17 protein-coding genes are annotated in these 19320 nt (G+C 68.1%); 6 read left to right on the top strand and 11 right to left on the bottom strand.

Features of this window, described 5'->3' with window-relative positions; all coding sequences use genetic code 11:
* Positions 1-67: 67 nt before the first annotated feature.
* The 6 genes from Q9R39_RS11610 to leuA form a co-directional block, all read right to left on the bottom strand.
* Positions 68-1219, bottom strand: a complete 1152-nt coding sequence (locus Q9R39_RS11610; RefSeq protein ID WP_058251055.1) for an acyl-CoA dehydrogenase family protein — start codon at positions 1217-1219, stop codon at positions 68-70.
* A 51-nt stretch (positions 1220-1270) separates the two neighbouring features.
* Positions 1271-1942, bottom strand: coding sequence for a TetR/AcrR family transcriptional regulator (locus Q9R39_RS11605; RefSeq protein WP_058251056.1), 672 nt, complete (start codon positions 1940-1942; stop codon positions 1271-1273).
* A complete protein-coding gene (locus Q9R39_RS11600) occupies positions 1935-3128 on the bottom strand; it encodes an acetyl-CoA C-acyltransferase (protein WP_068972280.1) in 1194 nt (397 codons plus the stop codon). Before Q9R39_RS11600 ends, Q9R39_RS11605 begins: the two co-directional genes overlap by 8 nt.
* 176 nt (positions 3129-3304) lie before the next feature.
* Positions 3305-3625: a putative quinol monooxygenase gene (locus Q9R39_RS11595; RefSeq protein WP_068972281.1), complete on the bottom strand. Its 321-nt coding sequence runs from the start codon at positions 3623-3625 to the stop codon at positions 3305-3307.
* 137 nt (positions 3626-3762) lie between these two features.
* The gene (locus Q9R39_RS11590) at positions 3763-4782 is read right to left on the bottom strand and encodes an LLM class flavin-dependent oxidoreductase (protein WP_068972282.1); all 1020 of its coding nucleotides are present in this window, start codon (positions 4780-4782) and stop codon (positions 3763-3765) included.
* A gap of 104 nt (positions 4783-4886) precedes the next feature.
* Positions 4887-6737, bottom strand: a complete 1851-nt coding sequence (gene leuA, locus Q9R39_RS11585) for a 2-isopropylmalate synthase (protein WP_068972287.1) — start codon at positions 6735-6737, stop codon at positions 4887-4889.
* Between the two features lie 357 nt (positions 6738-7094).
* Here leuA and Q9R39_RS11580 point away from each other — a divergent pair, with 357 nt between their 5' ends.
* Positions 7095-8498, top strand: a complete 1404-nt coding sequence (locus Q9R39_RS11580) for an MFS transporter (RefSeq protein WP_068972283.1) — start codon at positions 7095-7097, stop codon at positions 8496-8498.
* 98 nt (positions 8499-8596) lie between these two features.
* Here the strand turns inward: Q9R39_RS11580 and Q9R39_RS11575 are convergent, their stop codons facing one another.
* From Q9R39_RS11575 to Q9R39_RS11565, 3 genes are read right to left on the bottom strand one after another with little or no spacing between them, the layout of a single operon-like run.
* Positions 8597-9502: a glycoside hydrolase family 16 protein gene (locus Q9R39_RS11575; protein WP_065630689.1), complete on the bottom strand. Its 906-nt coding sequence runs from the start codon at positions 9500-9502 to the stop codon at positions 8597-8599.
* 59 nt (positions 9503-9561) lie between these two features.
* Positions 9562-10140: a nitroreductase family protein gene (locus Q9R39_RS11570; protein ID WP_068972284.1), complete on the bottom strand. Its 579-nt coding sequence runs from the start codon at positions 10138-10140 to the stop codon at positions 9562-9564.
* A gap of 40 nt (positions 10141-10180) precedes the next feature.
* The gene (locus Q9R39_RS11565) at positions 10181-11797 is read right to left on the bottom strand and encodes an MFS transporter (RefSeq protein ID WP_205333202.1); all 1617 of its coding nucleotides are present in this window, start codon (positions 11795-11797) and stop codon (positions 10181-10183) included.
* A gap of 121 nt (positions 11798-11918) precedes the next feature.
* Between Q9R39_RS11565 and Q9R39_RS11560 the strand changes: the two genes are divergently transcribed.
* Positions 11919-12581, top strand: a complete 663-nt coding sequence (locus tag Q9R39_RS11560; RefSeq protein WP_058251062.1) for a TetR/AcrR family transcriptional regulator — start codon at positions 11919-11921, stop codon at positions 12579-12581.
* A 188-nt stretch (positions 12582-12769) separates the two neighbouring features.
* On the opposite strand, the gene Q9R39_RS11555 is transcribed toward Q9R39_RS11560, so the two are convergent.
* Positions 12770-14071, bottom strand: coding sequence for a mannosyltransferase family protein (locus tag Q9R39_RS11555; RefSeq protein WP_396275662.1), 1302 nt, complete (start codon positions 14069-14071; stop codon positions 12770-12772).
* A gap of 148 nt (positions 14072-14219) precedes the next feature.
* Between Q9R39_RS11555 and Q9R39_RS11550 the strand changes: the two genes are divergently transcribed.
* Both Q9R39_RS11550 and Q9R39_RS11545 read left to right on the top strand, forming a co-directional pair.
* Positions 14220-15485 carry an aspartate kinase gene (locus tag Q9R39_RS11550; RefSeq protein ID WP_065630659.1) on the top strand — a complete coding sequence of 422 codons (1266 nt, stop codon included), beginning with the start codon at positions 14220-14222 and terminating at the stop codon, positions 15483-15485.
* A 2-nt stretch (positions 15486-15487) separates the two neighbouring features.
* A complete protein-coding gene (locus Q9R39_RS11545; protein ID WP_311277529.1) occupies positions 15488-16513 on the top strand; it encodes an aspartate-semialdehyde dehydrogenase in 1026 nt (341 codons plus the stop codon).
* Positions 16514-16572: 59 nt separating this feature from the next.
* Here Q9R39_RS11545 and Q9R39_RS11540 read toward each other — a convergent pair whose 3' ends face one another.
* Positions 16573-17274: an FCD domain-containing protein gene (locus Q9R39_RS11540; RefSeq protein ID WP_311277528.1), complete on the bottom strand. Its 702-nt coding sequence runs from the start codon at positions 17272-17274 to the stop codon at positions 16573-16575.
* A 125-nt stretch (positions 17275-17399) separates the two neighbouring features.
* Between Q9R39_RS11540 and Q9R39_RS11535 the strand changes: the two genes are divergently transcribed.
* The gene (locus Q9R39_RS11535) at positions 17400-17918 is read left to right on the top strand and encodes a gluconokinase (RefSeq protein WP_137808655.1); all 519 of its coding nucleotides are present in this window, start codon (positions 17400-17402) and stop codon (positions 17916-17918) included.
* Positions 17918-19312, top strand: a complete 1395-nt coding sequence (locus Q9R39_RS11530; RefSeq protein ID WP_311277527.1) for a gluconate:H+ symporter — start codon at positions 17918-17920, stop codon at positions 19310-19312. Before Q9R39_RS11535 ends, Q9R39_RS11530 begins: the two co-directional genes overlap by 1 nt.
* Positions 19313-19320: the final 8 nt, after the last annotated feature.

Here is a 19320-nt window from a genome sequence, read left to right as displayed (position 1 = left end):
CCTGAGCGGGCCCGGATACGCCGACAGCCCGGGGCTTGTGCCTCGGGCTGTCGACGATTTCGAGAACTCAGACGCCGAGACTCTTGCCGACGATGTCCTTCATGATCTCGGTGGTGCCACCGAAGATCGTCTGGATACGAGCGTCGGTGTAGGCGCGGGCAACCCGGTACTCGTTCATGTAGCCGTAGCCGCCGTGCAGCTGGAGGCAGCTGTCGATGACCCGCTTGGCGAGCTCGGTACACCACCACTTGTTCTTCGAGGCGTCGACGGCGTTCAGTTCACCATCGAGTACGCCCTGCAGGCAGCGGTCGATGTAGACCTCGGCGATGTCGAGCTCGGTCGCCATCTCGGCGAGGCTGAAGCGGTTCGCCTGGAAGGTGCCGATCGGACGGCCGAAGGCCTTGCGATCCTTGGTGTACTGCAGGGTCTCGTCGAAGATCGCACGCGCACCGGCGATGGCGCCGATGCCGATCGACAGCCGCTCCGACGGCAGGTTCTGCATGAGGTGGTAGAAGCCCATGCCCTCCTGGCCGAGCAGGTTCTCGACCGGGACGCGCACGTCGTTGAAGTGCAGCTCGGCGGTGTCCTGGGCCTTGAGGCCCATCTTGTCGAGCTTGCGACCGCGCTCGAAGCCCTCCATGCCGCGCTCGACGACGAGCAGCGAGAACGCCTTGTGGCCCGCCTCGGGATCGGGGTTGGTCCGGCAGACCACCACCACGAGGTCGGAGTTGATGCCCGACGAGATGAACGTCTTGTTGCCGTTCAGGACATAGTGATCGCCCTCGAGCTTGGCCGAGGTCTTGATGCCCGCCAGGTCGGAGCCAGCGCCCGGCTCGGTCATCGCGACGGCGAGGATCGTCTCGCCGGTGGCGATCCCGGGCATCCAGCGCTTCTTCTGCTCGTCGTTGGCGAGGTGCACGAAGTACGGTGCGACGACGTCGTTCTGCAGGCTGAGGCCGGGTGCCGCGCCGTCGAACTTCGCGAACTCCTCGACCACCACGGCGTTGAACCGGAAGTCGTCCATGGCACCGCCGCCGCCGTACTCCTCGGGGATGTTGAATCCGAGAAGACCTGCGTCACCGGCCTTCTTGAATGCGATGCGATCGACCTGACCGGCTCGCGTCCACTCCTCGGTGTACGGGGCGCATTCGCGCTGCAGGAACTGCCGCGCGGTTTCCCGCAGGGCCTCGTGCTCGTCTTCGAAGATGGTGCGTTTCATGGCTTCTGCCTTTCTGCTCTACTCGATCGTCGTTCAGGAGTTGTCGGTCGGTCAGTTGTCGTTCTGGTCGGCGTCGCGCGCGCCGACGACGCGCAGTGAGAGCAGCGCATACGACGCCGCGACCTCGGCCGGTGTCCGGGCACCCGAGGGGCGGTACCAGGTGGTGATCGCCTGGCATGCGCCGAACAGGTAGCGCAGCACGTCTTTCACGTCGTCGTCGAAGTGGAACTCACCGGATTCGACGCCACGCTCGATGACACTGGCGAGCAGCTCCTCGGTCTCGGTCCGCATCGCGACGTAGGTCTCCCGTCGCGGATCCTCGACGTCGAGGTGGCGGAACTCGCTTGCCACGCTGGCGAGTTCGACGTCGTTGGTCATGTGCAGGACGATCGACTCGATCGCGTTGGACAGCTGCTCGCTCGGCGTCCGTCCGGACTCGATGGCCGCACCCACCCACGCGAGCACAGCGGTCATCGCCGCCTCGAGCAGTTCGACCAGGATCCCCAGCTTGTTGTCGTGGTGGTAGTACAGCGTCGGCAGCGACACCCCCGCTCGCGAGGCGATGTCGCGGATCGAGGTGCCGTGGTAACCGCGTTCATAGAACGCGTGTTTCGCCGCGACGAGAGTGGCCGGCAGCGGAACCTGTTCGCGCAGCCGCCAGTCCAGACCGTCGGTCTCGATCGTGAATTTCCGGGCGGGAACCGCCCGGGCCGGCTCAGACACGTTCGATGATGGTGGCGTTGGCCATGCCCGCGCCCTCGCACATGGTCTGCAGGCCGTACCGGCCACCGGTCGCCTCGAGATGGTTGACGAGCGTGCCCAGCAGGCGGGTGCCCGACGATCCGAGCGCGTGGCCCAGCGCGATCGCGCCGCCCCGCGGGTTCAGCTTGGCCGGGTCGGCGCCGAACTCGTGGGCCCAGGCCAGGGGCACGGAGGCGAAGGCTTCGTTGACCTCGTAGGCGTCGATGTCGTCGATGGACAGTCCCGAGCGCGCGAGGATCTTGTGCGTGGCCGGGATGGGAGCGGTCAGCATGAAGATCGGATCGTCGCCGGCGACCGAGAACGAGTGGAACCGTGCGCGGGGGGTCAGGCCCAGCTTCGAGGCCATGACGTCGCTCATGATCAGTGCGCCCGACGCGCCGTCGGTCAGCGGCGACGAGTTACCGGGGGTGATGTGCCAGTTGATCTCCGGGAAGCGAGCCGCGAAGTCCTCGCTGTAGAACGACGGCTTCAGGCCCGACAAGCCCTCGGGAGTGGTGGTCGCGCGCACCGTCTCGTCGGTCTTGTGCGTGAACGTCGTGCCGTCGGCGTCAGCGACGTCGATGGGCAGGATCTCGCGATCGAAGAAGCCCTCGCCGGCCGCCGCGGCGGCACGCTGGTGGGACTGCGCGGCGAAGGCGTCGAGCGTGTCGCGGTCGAACTTCCACTTGGCGGCGACCAGTTCAGCGGAGATGCCCTGTCCGACAAGTCCATCCGGGTACCGTGCTTCGATGCTCGGGCCGTAGGGGCTGCGCCCGGCGGTGGTGAAGCCCATCGGGACGCGACTCATCGATTCCACGCCGGCGGCGATCACCACGTCGTAGGCGCCGGCGATGATGCCCTGCGCGGCGAAGTGGGCGGCCTGCTGGCTCGATCCGCACTGCCGGTCGACGGTGGTGGCGGGTACGGATTCGGGGAAGCCGGCGGACAGCAGCGCGGTCCGCGAGATGTTCAGGGCCTGCTCGCCGGCCTGACCGACGCAGCCGCCGATCACGTCGTCGACGAGTGCCGGATCGAGGTCGTTGCGCTCGACCAGGGAGCGCAGCACATGCGCGAGGAGCTCGACGGGCTTGGTCTCCGACAGCGAGCCACCGGGCTTGCCCTTTCCAGACGCGAGGCGGACGACGTCGACGATGACGGCTTCGGGCATGTGGGTTCCTCTCGGGAGCGGGTCACGGCGCAGCGCACCGCTTCGCGCGGCGTACTGTATCTAACGATCGTTATACCGGTCTAGCACGCGCCCGGCAGGGGAATCAACAACACTGGCCGCGGAAATGCGCGAAGCCCCCACCCGACAGGTCGGGTGGGGGCAGATGTCGCGGTGGGTCAGATGGTGCCTTTGTCCGGCTGACCTGCAGGAACGGCGGTGAAGGTCCGGACGTCCAGCGGTCCGGAAAGCAGGCCCCCGATCGCCTTGCCGAGCGTGGTGAGCGCCGGAGCGGAGCCGTGCGTCGCCAGGGCCTCCGTGGATTCCCAGCGCTCGATCATCACCAGGTCGGTCGAGTCGCCGGTGGCCTCGTGCAACGCGTACTTCCCGCATCCCGGCTCGCCGTGGACTTCGGGGATCGCGGCGAGCACGGCCTCCCGCACGGCCTGTTCCTCACCGGGTTTGGGGGAGATGGTGGCGACGACGATGACTTCGGACATTCGTGGAACTCCATTCGCGTCCAGCGGGTCGTGGACTCGGGACATGCCTGGCACGTGGACGCCGGACACCCCGGTGACGTTAGGTCAGCGAGACGACCCGGTGTGGCGGTTTCGTCAGGACCGCGGGTCGTCGGAGGTCAGCGCCAGCCGAGAGCCGGTGCGACGTGCGTGAGGATCGACTCGAGGACGTGTGCGTTGTACTCGACCCCGAGTTGGTTCGGCACCGTCAGCAGCAGTGTGTCGGCCGCGGCGATCGCCTCGTCCTCACGCAACTGCTCGATGAGCTTGTCCGGCTCGTCGGCGTAGCTGCGTCCGAATCGGGCCACACTGTTGTCGATGACACCGACCTGATCCGATTCAGCACCACCACGTCCGAAGTAGGCGCGGTCGCGGTCGTCGACAATTGCGAAGATGCTGCGGCTCACCGATACTCGTGGCTCACGCGGGTGTCCGGCATCGGCCCAGGCCTTGCGGAACCGCTGGATCTGTTCGGCCTGTAACTGGTGGAACGGCACCCCGGTGTCCTCGGTCAACAGCGTCGAGCTCATCAGGTTCATGCCCTGCTGGGCGGTCCATTCCGCGGTCGCCCGGGTCCCGGCGCCCCACCAGATGCGGTCCCGCAGGCCGGGGGACTGCGGCTCGATGGGCAGGAGTCCCGGCGGGTTGGGGAACATCGGACGGGGATTCGGCGTGGCGAAGCCGCCGCCCTCGATGACCTTCAGGAACACCTCGGTGTGCTGTCGCGCCATGTCCGCATCGGTCGACCCCTCGGGCGGTACGTAGCCGAAGTACTTGTAGCCGTCGATGACCTGCTCGGGGGACCCACGACTGATCCCGAGCTGCAGCCGACCGCCGGAGATGAGATCTGCGGCGCCGGCGTCCTCGGCCATGTACAGCGGGTTCTCGTAGCGCATGTCGATGACCCCGGTGCCGATCTCGATGTGACTGGTCTTCGCGCCGATCGCCGCGAGCAACGGGAACGGCGATGCGAGTTGCCGTGCGAAGTGATGGACGCGGAAGTACGCACCGTCGGCGCCGAGCTCCTCGGCGGCCACCGCGAGGTCGATGGACTGCAGCAGCGTGTCCGCGCCGGACCGCACCTGGGACCCGTGGGCGTCCGACCAGTGACCGAACGACAGGAAACCGATGTTCTTCATGCCCTCTAAATGAAACTCTGGTCCGTTTTGTTCCCGTCAGAACGATTCCGTCCCGCCGATCGGCGCGATCGACGGGACGGAATCGGGTCTTCGAAGGGGGAGGGTCAGGGCGCCCAGGTGCCCGGGGCGGCCTCGCCGTCGGCGACCGGAACCGAGGTGACCCGGTAAGCGCGGTTCACCGCCGAGACGACTGCACGCAGGCTGGCGGTGGTGATCGACGACGCGATGCCGACACCCCAGACCGTCTCGCCGTTGACCTCGGTCTCGACGTACGCCGCGGCGCTGGCGTCGCCGCCGGCGGTCAGCGCGTGCTCGCTGTAGTCGAGGACCCGGACCTCGTAGCCGACGGCGCCGAGCGCGTCGACGAAAGCCGCCAGCGGACCGTTGCCGGAGCCGGAGATCTCCCGCTCGTTGCCCTCGACCTTCACCACGGCGGTGATGTGGTCGTCGCCGCCGTCGACCTCGGCCGCGTCCACCTTCTGCCGGATGCGCTCGAGCGGCCAGATCGGGTGCAGGTAGTTCTCCGCGAAGACGTCCCACATCTCCTTGGGATTGACCTCGCCGCCCTCGCCGTCGGTGATCTTCTGGATCTCCCGGCTGAACTCGATCTGCAGACGACGCGGCAGGTTCATGCCGTGGTCGGCCTTCATGATGTACGCGACGCCGCCCTTGCCGGACTGGCTGTTGACGCGGATGACCGCTTCGTAGTTGCGGCCGACGTCCTTGGGGTCGATCGGCAGATACGGGACGGCCCAGGTGATGTCGTCGACGTCGGAGTCGGCGTTGTCCGCGTCGACCTTCATCTGGTCGAGGCCCTTGTTGATCGCGTCCTGGTGGCTACCCGAGAACGCGGTGTAGACCAGGTCGCCGCCGTAGGGATGACGCTCGGGGACGTTGAGCTGGTTGCAGTACTCGACCGTCCGGCGGATCTCGTCGATGTCGGAGAAGCTGATCTGCGGGTCGACGCCGCGGCTGAACATGTTCATGCCGAGGGTGACCAGACAGACGTTGCCGGTGCGCTCGCCGTTGCCGAACAGGCATCCCTCGATGCGGTCGGCGCCCGCCTGGTAGCCCAGTTCGGCTGCGGCGACGGCGGTTCCGCGGTCGTTGTGGGGGTGCAGGCTGAGGATGACCGAGTCGCGCCGGGCGAGATTGCGGTGCATCCACTCGATCGAGTCGGCGTAGACGTTGGGAGTGGCCATCTCGACGGTGGCCGGCAGGTTGAGGATCATCGGGCGCTCCGGGGTGGGGGCGATGATCTCGGTGACCGCGTCGCACACCTCCTTGGCGAAGCTCAGCTCGGTGCCCGTGTAGGACTCCGGCGAGTACTCGTACCGCCAGTTGGTGTCCGGGTAGTTCTGTTGTACCTCGAGGACCTTGTGTGCGGCGTCGGTCGCGATCTTGGTGATCGCCGCCTTGTCCGCGCGGAACACGACGCGACGCTGCAGGACCGACGTCGAGTTGTAGAAGTGGACGATCACGTTGGCCGCCCCGCGGCAGGCGTCGAAGGTGCGCTCGATCAATTCCTCACGGCACTGGGTCAGCACCTGGATCGTGACGTCGTCAGGGATGGCGCCGTCTTCGATGATCTCGCGGACGAAGTCGTAATCGGTCTGGCTGGCCGACGGGAAGCCGACCTCGATCTCCTTGTAGCCCATCCGTACGAGGAGGTCGAACATGCGGCGCTTGCGGGCCGGGCTCATGGGGTCGATGAGTGCCTGGTTGCCGTCGCGGAGGTCGACCGCGCACCACATCGGGGCGGTGGTGATGACCTTGTCGGGCCAGGTGCGGTCGGGAACCGCCACCTTCTCGACCTCGTCGGCGAACTGGCGATAACGATGAACCGGCATCGCGGAGCTGCGTTGCGGGTTCCATGAGGGTTGTCCGGCGGGAATCGGGCCCGCCGGCTCGACGATTCGGCTGGCGCCGGAAGTGAAGCTGTCTGCTGGTGCCATGGTGGTCATTCTCCGTGTGTGGAAGGAAAGTGACCGGCGCGTGATGAGGCCCCGCGACGGAGGGCCGGTCGGTTCAGACCCCGCCGCGGCAACCGAGGAGGAGTGCGCGCTGCATGCGCTTGACTGTACTCCCCGGCGACGAGGTGGCCAAAGCTGCAGGTGAGGCCGGGTCATGACGTCCCCCTCTTCGGGGGGTGCCGCCTCACCGGCACGAGCTCCAGACTATGACATGCCTCTCACCGCGCAGCCGGAGTGACCCAAATCATCCGAGCGGCGGACGGGGCCACCCGGACCGATGATGCCCGGGATCTCGAGCCGCCACCCCGACGCGGCCGTCTGCAGAAAGGGCGAACGCCAGTGACGACCATCCCCGCCGAACCGCCGGTGACCGAACCGCCGGAGGGTAAACGCACGAGCCTTCGACGCGTGGCCGCCGCGAGTTCCATCGGCACGACGATCGAGTTCTACGACTTCTTCATCTACGGCACCGCCGCCGCCCTGGTGTTCCCGACGGTGTTCTTCCCGGCCGCCGACGAGGTCACCGGGACCATCGCGTCCTTTGCCACCTTCGCCGTGGCCTTTTTCGCGCGGCCGGTCGGAGCGATGCTCTTCGGTCACTTCGGCGACCGGATCGGCCGTAAACGCACCCTGGTGTGGACCCTGCTCATCATGGGACTGGCGACGGTCGCGATCGGTCTTCTCCCCGGTTACGAGACCGGCGTGTTCGGCTTCGCCGAATCCGGGATCGGCATCGCGGCGCCCATCCTCCTCGTCTGCCTGCGGTTCCTGCAGGGCTTCGCCGTCGGCGGCGAATGGGCGGGCGCAACGCTTCTCACCGCCGAGTACGCCCCACCGGGCAAGCGGGGGCTGTACGCGATGTTCCCGCAACTCGGCCCGGCCTTCGCGTTCTTCCTGTCGAGCCTGACGTTCCTCATCGCGAGTTTGACGCTCGGCGAGACCAGTTCGGCGTTCCTCGACTACGGCTGGCGCATCCCGTTCATCCTGTCCTTCGCGCTCGTCGCCGTCGGGTTGTGGGTCCGGCTCGCGGTCGCGGAGACGCCGGTGTTCCGAGAAGCGCAGCAGCGCGGGACAATCGGCGGTCCCGAGGTCGACGGTCCGGCACTGCCGTTCCTCGACGCCTTCCACCACCAGTGGCGCGAGATCCTCATCGCCGGCGGCGCGCTGGCGAGCCTGTTCTCGCTGTTCTACATGGGCACGGCGTTCCTCACGAACTACGGCACCAAGTCACTGGAACTGTCGCGGACCTTCGTGCTGACCGCGGGAATGGGCGCGGCCGTGGTGTTCGGACTGTCGACCGCGGCGTCGGCGGTGTGGTCGGACCGCGTGGGTCGTCGCCGGGTCATCCTCACCTCGTGCAGCGTCGCGATCCCCTGGGCGCTGGTGCTGTTCCCGATCCTGGAGATCGGCGGCGGCTTCGCGTTCGTGGTCGGACTCTTCGGGACGCTGCTGATCTTCGGCATCGCCTACGGTCCGGCCGGTGCGCTTCTGCCCGAACTGTTCGAGGCGCGGTACCGCTACACCGGTGCGGGGATGGGTTACAACCTGGCCGGCATCCTCGGTGGGGCGATCCCGCCGCTGATCGCCGCCCCGCTGATCGCGGGTCCCGGTGCGATCTGGGTGGGTGTCCTGCTCGCCGGTCTGTCGGCACTCAGCGTCGTGTGCACGATCAAGATCGTCGAGACCAAGGACAAGACGATGCGGGCGTCGGTCTCCGACGACGAGCAGGTGCTGGTCGCGTAAGCGACCGTCCCGCAACCGCATACAAGAACTCCGCCCCGGGCCTGTCGGCTCGGGGCGGAGTTGTTGCCACCGTCCGCAAGCTACGGGCGCTCCTCAGCTCAGGGAGCGGGGGTGGAAGGGGTGTAGCGCAACCAGTCGACCGTCATGGTTGCCGGGCTCGGAGTCGTCGACGACGGGGGCCCGGGCCAGATGCCGCCGACCGCGACGTTGAGCAGCGCGTACATCGGCTTGTCGAAGACCCACCGTTCGTCGCCGGTGAGCGAGGAGCGGTTGATCGTGTAGACCGCGTTCCCGTCGATGGTGAAACGGATCTGCGACGACGACTTGGTCACCGCGTAGACGTGGAAGTCGCCCGGATCGATGCCGGTGAGGTCGTGGCCCCGCTCCCAGCGGCCGGCGAGCGGTCCCGGCAGCGGCAGTCCGGGGAGGAGATCGGCGAGCGAGAGATCGAGTGATCCCATCGCGGTGCCCAGCGCCGTCGGGCCGTGCACGCCCACGTGGACCCAGTCGGAGGTGTTGATCGTCTCGGCGATGTCGACCTCGCCGGCCGCCGGGTACCCGACGGAGTCGATGTCGCTCCCCAGCAGCCAGAACGCCGGGTGCAACCCGCGACCCTGCGGCAGGGAGATGCGCGCGGAGATCGTCCCGTAGGTGAACTCGAAGCTGTCCTTGGTGGTGAGCCGGGCCGACGTCCAGCCGCCGGTCGCCGCGCGGCGCGCCTCGATGAGCAGGTTGCCGTTGCCGTCGAGCCGCGAGTTCAGCCGATCGGCGGTGTAGTTCTGCACCTCGTTGTTGCCCCAGCCGCCGGCGCCGGTCTCGTGCTGCAGCGCCGACGGGAGAGTGCCGGCGGCGCCGTCGAATTCGAGGCTGAACGGCTCGTCGGCGTGGGCGGCCGCCGGCACGGACAGTGCTGCCGCGGCTGTCAGGGCGGTGACGGCGGCGACGGGCGCGAGGTGCGCTCCCAGTCGGCGGAGAAGTCCTCGAGGTTGAGGTGTGACAGTCATGGAGAACAAGTACCACACGTCACTTCTGTCTCATATGCCTCGTTCGTCACATTCGCCGGTCAGGCGCCTGCGGAGTCCGGGAACGCGGGACGTCCCCAGCGGCCCGCGAACGCGACCTCGGAGAGCGGGAGCCGGGTGCGGGGTTTCTCGTCGCGGGCGCGGATCTCCTCGGGAAGGGACGCCGGGTCGGCGAGCGCGCCGACCCCGAGCAGCACCAGCGGTCGTTTGTCGGCGGGGATCCCGAAGATGTCGCGGGCTGCCTCGGCGTCGAAACCGGCCATCGGATGGGCATTGAAGCCGAGGGCCTCGGACTGCAGGATCATCTGCGCCACCGCCAGTCCACAGTCGACGGCCCCGTACGTGTGGGCCTTCGCGTCGTCGGGGTCATCGGTTGTGCAGACCAGGATCAGGGCAGCCGAGCGCGGCGCCCACCCCGAGTTCCCCCGGGTCAGGACGCCGGCGAGGGCGTCGAACGTCGGGTCGCCGCGCAGTCCCGCGATGAAGCGCACCGGCTGCACCCGGCCCCAGGTGGGAGCCCAGCGCCCGGCGTCGACGATCGTGGTGACGTCGCCGAGCGAGATGGTCGCGGACGGATCGTAGCCGCGGGCGCTACGGCGGCCCGAGATGAGTTCGTGCATCCGCCCGAGGGTAATGGCGTGGCGACCGCCGGGCTCGCCGTCAGGAGTCGGCGCGTGCGACGCCCACGGGACCGGTCGCCGGGAGCGAAGCAAGCGGCACCGGATCAGCACCGTCCGGCAGTTGCACCTCGGCGACCTCGGCCTGCGGATCGGTGGGCTCGTCGCGCATCACGAACAGCAGGACCGTGCCGAGTGCGAGGAGCGCCAGACCGCTCGCCAGCGACGCCGCGTGCATGCCGTCGACGAAGGCCTGCTTCGCGGCGGTGGCCAACCCCTCTCCGGCCGAACCCATGTCGGTCGCCCGGTGCAGGGTCTCGCCCAGGGTGTCGCCGAACGACCAACCCCGGTCGCCGTCTCGGAACACGAGGGTGGCCAGCGATCCGAGAAGGGCCAGGCCCATCGCGGTCCCGAGCTCGAAGCTCGTCTCCGAGATACCCGACGCGGCGCCCGACCGCTCCGGCGGAACCGAGCCGACGACCACGACCGACACCAGGCTGAACTGGATGCCGTAGCCGACGCCCGCGATCGTCGTGCACAGCACGTACACCCAGACCGGGGTCGAGGTGCCGAGGGTCAGCATGCCGAGATTGCCTGCGGCGGCCAGGCCGACAGAACCGACGAAGGCCAGCCGGGTGCCCAGGAACGCGGCGACCCGGGTCGCGCCGATGGAGAACACCGCCACCGCGACGGCCATCGGCAGGCCGGCGATGGCCGCGGCCAGGACGTCGTGGCCCATGACCGACTGGAGGTAGACGCCGGTCAGGTACGACATGCCGCCGAGGGCCATCATGCCGATCAGCGCAACGGCGACCGCTCCGCTGAACTGCGCGTTGCCGAACAGCTTGAGGTCCAGGAGCGGTGACGTGACCCGGCGCTGGTGCAGCAGGAATGTGACGAGCAGCGCGGCACCCACCACTCCGGCGACCACCACGCCGGTCGTGGCGCCTTCGCTCGCGACCGTCTTGACGGCATAGACGAGCGGGAGGATTCCGGCCATCGAGAGCACGACGCCGACGACATCGAACGGGTCGTTCGTCGCGGCCCGGTACTCGGGGATCAGGCGCGGCCCGAAGACGAACAGTGCGGCGAGCACCGGGACGTTGATGAGGAAGACCACGCCCCACCAGAAGTGGTGCAGCAGAACGCCTCCGATGACCGGGCCGACCGCACTGCCGCCGGCGAACGCCGCGGTCCACACACCGATCGCGCGCCCGCGCTCGCGGGCGTCGGGGAACATGTTGGCGATGAGCGACAGGCTCGAGGGCAGCAGGGTGGCACCGCCGATGCCCATGAGGGCGCGCGCCGCGATCAGGATCTCGGGCGAGGGTGCGAAGGCGGCGATGACCGAGGCGATGCCGAACAGGGCGGCGCCGGCGAGGAGGATGCGTCGCCGGCCGACGCGGTCGCCGACATTGCCCATCGTGATGAGCAGCCCGGCGATCAGGAAGCCGTAGATGTCGAGAATCCACAGCTGCTGGGCCGCGGACGGCGCGAGGGCATCGGTGATCGACGGGATGGCGAGGTACAGCACCGAGACGTCCATCGAGACCAGGAACACCGGCAGGGTCAGCACGGCCAGTCCCAGCCACGTCCGCCGGTCGGCGGTACCCGAGGTGGTCGGGCGGAGCCGGTTCGACGGGCCGAGCTGGGCGGACATCATTCCTCCTTCGCGGCAGACGGCAGCTACCTACGCGTACGGTGTACGCGGGTCAGCGTACGGGGATGAGTACGCTGTACGCAATCGGATTATTCCCGCCCTGAGCAGGAGGAACGAGAACGTGACGGCCGACACCTCGAAACTGTCGACGGCGACGATCGTCGATGCCGCCATCGCCGTGGCCGACGATGCCGGGATCGGCTCGCTGTCGATGCGGCGGGTCGCCGAGAAGCTCGGGGTCGGGGCCATGTCGCTGTATCGCCACGTCGAGGACAAGGACGCGCTGCTGCAGGCGATGTCGACCGAGGTCGGCCGGCGGTTTCCGTACCCCGTCGACACCGCGCCCGAGTGGCGGACCCGGGTCGGGATCGCCGTCGACGTCGACTGGGACCTCTACACCCGGCATCCGTGGGTGGTCCTGGCCTACTCGTCGCCCCGGCACAGTTACGGCGAGGATTCGCTGGCGTGCCTCGACTGGCTGGCGGCCGGATTCCTCGAGCTCGGCGTCGGCATCGAACGCGCCACCGACATGGCGCTGTCGGTCTGGAGCTTCGTCCACGGCGTCGCCCTTGTCGCGGTGAGCGATCAGTTGCTTCACGACGACGCCCTGCTGCCGTCCGCGGGACTGGCCGAGGTGATCTCGGGGGAGTCAGAGGTCGAAGTCCCGTCGCATCTCGCCCGCCTCGCCGGCCGTCGCGATGCCGGCCGGCTGCTCGATCCCCGGGCGCGCCTCGACGCCGGAATCGATTACCTCTGCCTGGGATTCGCGGCGTCGGCGGTGTGACAACCTTCGGCTCCCTGAGAGGCGAGCGAAGAGGGTTTTTCTGCTCCCTGAGGAGCGAGCTTGCGAGCGTCACGAAGGGTTTCGCAACCTCGGTCACCGGACCCTTCGTGACGCGCCCTCCGCAGGCTCCGGGCGCTCCTCAGGGAGCAGGGGAACGTGGCTCCTCGGGGAATGGGGGTGCGCGACTCTCACATGGCGTGGGGGAACACGGTCAGCATGTGCGCGCCGAACCACGAGCTGCCGACCACGATCGGGACGACGATCAGTCCCGCGACCACCGGCCGCATCCGCGCCAGCGCCATCGCCAGCGGGATCAGCAGGACGAAGGCGGGCAGCAGCAACCGGGGCCGGCTCATCATCAGTCCGCTCGACAGCACGATCTGCGCGACCAGCAGCGAACCGTAGAGCACGACCGGCCACGGCACCCGTGACCAGACGGCGACGCCCAGCATCACCAGCGTGCTCAGCACGATCCACGACGTGGCCACCGGGGCGATCTCGGCCGAATGGACGAGCATTTCGTTGATGAACTCGAAAGCGGCCACGCCCCAGTCGAACTGGGTGTCCCAGCCCTCGGTCTGGATGCGGAACCACCCGGTCGGCGACCCGGTGTGCGCCCACACCACGCAGAGATAGGCGAGGTAACCGAGCGGGCTGATGACGATGGCGACGATCGCGCGGACGCGTGCCGCTCTCGGGACGTCGGTCCCGCGCGCCTGCCACAAGAACACGAGGGCCGCGAGCATCACGACCCCGATCAGGACCGCCGCCGTCGGCCGGCACAGACCGCAGAGCGCGGCGACGACGCCGGCGAGGAGCCAGCGTTTCTCGAGGACCCCCACCAGCGCCCACACCGCGAGCGCGCAGAACAGCGCCTCGGTGTAGGCCATGTTCAGCACGATCGACATCGGCGTCGCCGCGAAGAGCACCACCAGGAACAGTCCGGTTCCGCGTTCGGGTGCCGGGCCGATCGGGGACCGTCGTGCCATGAGTCGGGCGCACACCATTCCGAGACGTGCCGCACCGACCGCCGCCACGCATCCCAGGACCAGGTTCACCGTGATCGCCGCACCGAAGGGGCTCAGGCCCGGCAACTTCGCGATCAGGCCCACCAGGTACGGGTAACCGGGAAAGAAGGCGTACGCGGTGTCGACGGTGTGCAGACCCCGGGCGTCGGTGAGGGTGTAGGGCACGCCGTCGTAGCCGTGGGTCGCGATCGCGATCATCCACTGCCCGTCCCAGACCGCCAGGGAGTCGCCCAGCGTGGTGCCGCGGAGATCGGCGAACCGCGCCAGGACGAGGATGCCGATGGCGCGGATGACGAGAAAGACGAGCAGCGCGTCGAGCCACCAGCGATGGCTGCGGACCGCGGCGGGAGACGAACCGAGCGGACCGAAATAACCGCGGGTCATCGACGCCAGTCGACGACCGTACCCGTTCGTACCGACGGGACCGGTTCCGGTGTCACCGACGTCGGTTGGGGAGGCCACGCGAGCGATCCTAGGGCGGATCACCTCGGTCCGGTCCCGTCGGGTGGGGCGGAGACCAGGTCAGAGCGGTCGCGGCGGTCCCGGTAAGGTTGTCCCGGCAAGTTGACGTCTATCGACCGGCACACTGGCCGGCGGGAGGTAACTCGACGTGGCCCTCGTGGTGCAGAAGTACGGCGGATCCTCGGTCGCAACGGCCGAACGCATCCGTCGCGTCGCCGAGCGGATCGTCGAGACCAAGAAGCAGGGCAACGACGTCGTCGTGGTCGTGTCCGCGATGGGCGACACCACCGATGAGCTGCTCGACCTCGCCCAGCAGGTCAACCCGGCGCCGCCGGCCCGTGAGATGGACATGCTGCTGACCTCGGGTGAGCGGATCTCGAACTCGCTCGTCGCGATGGCGATCAGCTCGATGGGCGCGCAGGCGCAGTCGTTCACCGGCTCGCAGGCCGGTGTCATCACGACGAGCAGCCACGGCAAGGCCAAGATTATCGACGTCACGCCCGGGCGCGTTCGCAGCGCACTCGACGAGGGCAAGATCGTGCTGGTCGCCGGTTTCCAGGGCGTCTCGCAGGACACCAAGGACGTGACCACACTGGGACGCGGCGGCTCCGACACCACCGCGGTCGCGCTGGCGGCCGCGCTCGAGGCCGACGTCTGCGAGATCTACACCGACGTCGACGGCGTCTACTCGGCCGATCCGCGGATCGTGCCCGACGCCCGCCGTCTCGACACCGTCTGCTTCGAGGAGATGCTCGAGCTGGCTGCCTGTGGCGCCAAGGTGCTGATGCTGCGGTGCGTCGAATACGCGCGCCGATACAACGTTCCCGTTCACGTGCGCTCGTCGTACTCGACCAAACCCGGCACCATTGTGACCGGATCGATGGAGGACATCCCCGTGGAAGAAGCCATTCTCACCGGCGTCGCACATGACCGCAGCGAGGCCAAGATCACCGTCGTCGGCCTCGATGACAAGCCCGGTTACGCCGCGCGGGTGTTCCGCGCCGTGGCCGACGCCGAGATCAACATCGACATGGTGTTGCAGAACGTCTCGAAGGTCGACACCGGCAAGACCGACATCACCTTCACCCTGCCCCGCGAGCTGGGGCCGCTCGGCGTCGAGAAGCTCACCAAGCTGCAGACCGAGATCGGGTTCACCGATCTGCTCTACGACGATCACATCGGCAAGGTGTCGCTCGTGGGCGCGGGCATGAAGTCGCACCCCGGCGTCACGGCCACGTTCTGTGAGGCCCTCAGCGAGGCCGGCGTGAACATCGAGCTGATCTCCACCTCGGAGATCCGGATCTCGGTGCTGTGCCGGGACACCGAACTCGACGACGCGGTGCGCGCTCTGCACGCCGCCTTCGATCTCGGCGGCGAAGAAGAAGCCGTCGTCTACGCCGGAACGGGGCGATAGCAGTGGGCGTACGTATCGGAGTCGTGGGCGCGACCGGTCAGGTCGGCGCCGTCATGCGAACCCTGTTGGCGGAGCGCAACTTCCCGGCCGACGAGGTGCGCTTCTTCGCGTCCTCGCGCTCGGCGGGCAAGAAGCTGCCGTGGGGCGACGGCGAGATCGTCGTCGAGGACACGGCCACCGCCGATCCGTCCGGACTCGACATCGCGCTGTTCTCGGCGGGTGCCACCATGTCGCGCGATCAGGCGCCGCGGTTCGCCGAGGCCGGCGTGACCGTCATCGACAATTCGTCGGCGTGGCGCAAGGATCCCGAGGTGCCGCTGGTGGTCTCGGAGGTCAACGGTGAGCTGGCCAAGAACCCGCCCAAGGGCATCATCGCCAACCCGAACTGCACCACGATGGCCGCCATGCCGGTCCTCAAGCCGCTCCACGACGAGGCCGGTCTGCAGCGACTGATCATCTCGAGCTACCAGGCGGTCTCGGGTAGCGGTCTGGCCGGTGTCGACGAATTGGCCACCCAGGTGCGTGCGGTCGCCGGCGACGCGGAGAAGCTCGTGCACGACGGCTCCGCCGTGGACTTCCCCGCCCCGAACAAATACGTCGCGCCCATCGCGTTCAACGTCGTGGCGCTCGCCGGTTCGCTCGTCGACGACGGTTCGGGTGAGACCGACGAGGACCAGAAGCTGCGCAACGAATCGCGCAAGATCCTCGGGCTGCCCGAACTCCTCGTGAGCGGAACCTGCGTACGCGTGCCGGTGTTCACCGGCCACTCGCTGTCGATCAACGCGGAGTTCGCGAACCCGCTGTCGGTAGCACGTGCACAGGAGATCCTCGGTGGCGCAGCGGGTGTGGAGCTCGCGGACGTGCCGACGCCACTGGCCGCCGCCGGCAAGGACGCCTCGCTGGTCGGCCGGATCCGGCAGGATCCGGGTGTTCCGGACGGCCGGGGTCTCGCGCTGTTCGTCTCGGGGGACAACCTCCGGAAGGGCGCTGCCCTCAACACGATTCAGATCGCCGAGCTGCTGGTCTAGAGCACCTCAGGTGGGGCCTTCGTGGCTCGCTGCGCTCGCACCTCAGGCAGCAGAGAGGACTACTCGGAGACGGCCGCCGCCGCCTCGGTGATGATCGCGCGCATCGACGCCTCCGCGGCCTCCGGGTCGCGGAGGCGTATTGCTCTGGCGACATCGTCGTGTAGTGCGATGGCCACCGGATTCGGTGTCGCGGGCATCATCCCGTGATGGGTGCGGCCGGCGAGGACCTCGTTCACCACCCCGGTGAGTGACCGGAACATCTCGTTGCCGCTGGCCTCCAGGAGCGTTCGATGAAAGACCTTGTCGGCCAACAGGTACGACTCGAGATCGCCGTTGCGCCCGTGCACCGACATGTCCGACACGGCTGCCGCCAGGATGCGGCACTGGTGCTCGTTCGCGCGCTCGGCGGCGAGGGCCGCCGCCACCGGCTCGAAGCCGCGTCGTAGCTCCGAGAGGGTGGCGAGGAACTCGGCGCGGTCGGCGCCGTCGAGGCGCCAGCGGATCAGCCGGGCGTCGAACACGCTCCATCGGGTCCGCGGCTGGATCGTGATGCCGACGCGGCGCCGGGATTCGACGAGGCCCATCGACTCGAGAACCCGGATCACCTCGCGGGATACCGTCCGCGACACCCCGTGGTCGGCGCTGATGGCGTCGAGGGTCAGCACGCTGCCGGCCGGCTGCGCTCCCGAGACGATGCGTCGGCCGATGGCCGCGAGGATCTCGTCGTGCCGCTCGCCTGTGCTCCGTGTGCCCTGACTCACCGTTTCATCTTCTCATTGATCGAGGTACGGACAAATGTGCGTACTTAATGGTCGCGAGGGCTTGCAAAAGTATGACTATTGAGGCAGCCTACGTGATCAGCAGCACAGCGTGGTGAGGAGTGAACATGCGATCGCCGATCGTCGTCATGGGGGTGTCGGGGTCCGGGAAGTCGACCGTCGGGGCGGCGTTGGCACAGCGCCTGCGGGTGCCGTTCGCCGACGCCGACGACTTCCACCCCGCCGAGAACATCGCCAAGATGTCGGCGGGAGAACCGCTCGACGACGACGACCGCCGACCCTGGCTCGAGTCGATCGGCGTCTGGCTCGCCGAACACGCCGACGGCGGTGTCATGAGCTGCTCCGCGCTCAAACGGCATTACCGCGACCTTCTTCGTGATCACGCACCGACGACGCTGTTCGCGCATCTGGCCGGGTCGGTCGAGGTCATCTCGCGACGGCAGGCATCACGCCCGGGGCATTTCATGCCACCGGCCCTGCTCGCCTCGCAGTTCGAGACCCTTGAACAGCTGACCCCCGACGAACGCGGCCTGACCGTCGACGTGGACCAGAGCGTGGACGCCATCATCGACGAACTGGTCGAGGCCCTCTCGAACAGTTCCGATCTCGACGCCGAGGAGAACTGATGTCGCCGACCACCACGATTCTCGCCGCGAGCACAGATCTGCCGCAGCCGGTCGCGCCCGGCTGGCAACTCATCGTCGCGGCGCTGGCGGGTATCGCCGTCATCGTCGTGGCGATCACGATCGCCAAGGTCCATCCCTTCCTCGCGTTGGTGGGCGGCGGCGCGACCGTCGGCATCGTCGCGGGTGAGTCGATCCCGACGGTCCTCGAGTCGTTCACCGCCGGATTCGGCACCACCGCAGCGGGAGTCGGCATCCTGATCGCACTCGGCGCCATGTTCGCCAAGCTGCTGGCCGACTCCGGTGGTGCCGACGAGATCGTGGACACGATCGTTGGTCACGCCTCACCGCGGATGCTGCCGTGGGCGATGGCGCTCGTCGGCGCCATCATCGGTCTGCCGATGTTCTTCGAGATCGGTCTCGTTCTCTTGATGCCGGTGATCTACCTGGTGGCCCGACGCTCGGGTCTCGGCCTGATACCGATCGGCATTCCCGCACTGGCCGGGTTGTCGGCGATGCACGGGTTCGTCCCGCCGCATCCCGGCCCGCTCGTGGCGATCGACGCCCTCGGCGCGGATCTCGGCATGACACTCGGACTCGGTGCGCTGGTTGCCATCCCGACCATCATCGTGTCGGGGCCGCTCTTCGGCGTGCTCGCCGGGCGATGGGTGACGGTCGAGGCCCCGACGACCTTCGACGTCGATCCGTCCGACGGCCCGACCACCAAGCGTCCGTCCTTCGCGATCACCATGATCAGCGTCCTGCTGCCCGTCGTGCTTATGCTCGGCAAGGCACTCGCCGAGATCTTCATCGCCGACGAGGACCAGCCCGTGCGCAAGGTCCTCGACATCCTCGGCACGCCCCTCATCGCGCTGCTCATCGCGGTGATCGTCGCGATGTTCACCCTCGGCCGCGGTTCCGGCATGGACCGCGAGACCATCTCGAAGTGCACGGGCGCGGCACTCCCCGCGATCGCGGGGATCCTGCTGATCGTCTCCGCGGGTGGCGGATTCAAGGAGGTCCTCGTCGACACCGGGATCGGCACCCTGCTCGCCGACTGGGCAACCGGCGCGAACGTCTCGGTGCTCCTGTTGGCCTGGACGCTCGCGGCACTGATCCGCCTGGCGACCGGATCGGCGACCGTTGCCACGATCACCGCGTCGTCGCTGATCCTGGGTCTGGTCGACGGGATGGGTTCGGGAGAACTCTCGCTGGTCGTCCTGGCGATCGGTGCCGGGTCGGTGTTCCTGTCCCACGTCAACGACGACGGTTTCTGGCTGGTGAAGGAGTACTTCGGCATGACCGTCGGACAGACCTTCAAGACCTGGTCGATGATGGAGACGGTCCTCTCGGTGACCGGATTGATCGTGGTACTCGCACTCGGTCTGGTCATCTGAGCCGGCCC

It is taken from the genome of Gordonia sp. AC31, from assembly GCF_031844505.1.
Lineage (GTDB): Bacteria > Actinomycetota > Actinomycetes > Mycobacteriales > Mycobacteriaceae > Gordonia > Gordonia hongkongensis.
Note: the sequence above shows the minus strand (reverse complement) of the source record. Positions and strands in the feature narration are given on the sequence as shown.

Bases quoted from the DNA above. Each gene is read 5' to 3' on its own strand.
- Q9R39_RS11610 (WP_058251055.1), bottom strand. From the start codon at position 1,219: ATGAAACGCACCATCTTCGAAGACGAGCACGAGGCCCTGCGGGAAACC.
- Q9R39_RS11600 (WP_068972280.1), bottom strand. From the start codon at position 3,128: ATGCCCGAAGCCGTCATCGTCGACGTCGTCCGCCTCGCGTCTGGAAAG.
- Q9R39_RS11595 (WP_068972281.1), bottom strand. From the start codon at position 3,625: ATGTCCGAAGTCATCGTCGTCGCCACCATCTCCCCCAAACCCGGTGAG.
- Q9R39_RS11590 (WP_068972282.1), bottom strand. From the start codon at position 4,782: ATGAAGAACATCGGTTTCCTGTCGTTCGGTCACTGGTCGGACGCCCAC.
- leuA (WP_068972287.1), bottom strand. From the start codon at position 6,737: ATGGCACCAGCAGACAGCTTCACTTCCGGCGCCAGCCGAATCGTCGAG.
- Q9R39_RS11575 (WP_065630689.1), bottom strand. From the start codon at position 9,502: ATGACTGTCACACCTCAACCTCGAGGACTTCTCCGCCGACTGGGAGCG.
- Q9R39_RS11570 (WP_068972284.1), bottom strand. From the start codon at position 10,140: ATGCACGAACTCATCTCGGGCCGCCGTAGCGCCCGCGGCTACGATCCG.
- Q9R39_RS11565 (WP_205333202.1), bottom strand. From the start codon at position 11,797: ATGTCCGCCCAGCTCGGCCCGTCGAACCGGCTCCGCCCGACCACCTCG.
- Q9R39_RS11535 (WP_137808655.1), top strand. From the start codon at position 17,400: ATGCGATCGCCGATCGTCGTCATGGGGGTGTCGGGGTCCGGGAAGTCG.
- Q9R39_RS11530 (WP_311277527.1), top strand. From the start codon at position 17,918: ATGTCGCCGACCACCACGATTCTCGCCGCGAGCACAGATCTGCCGCAG.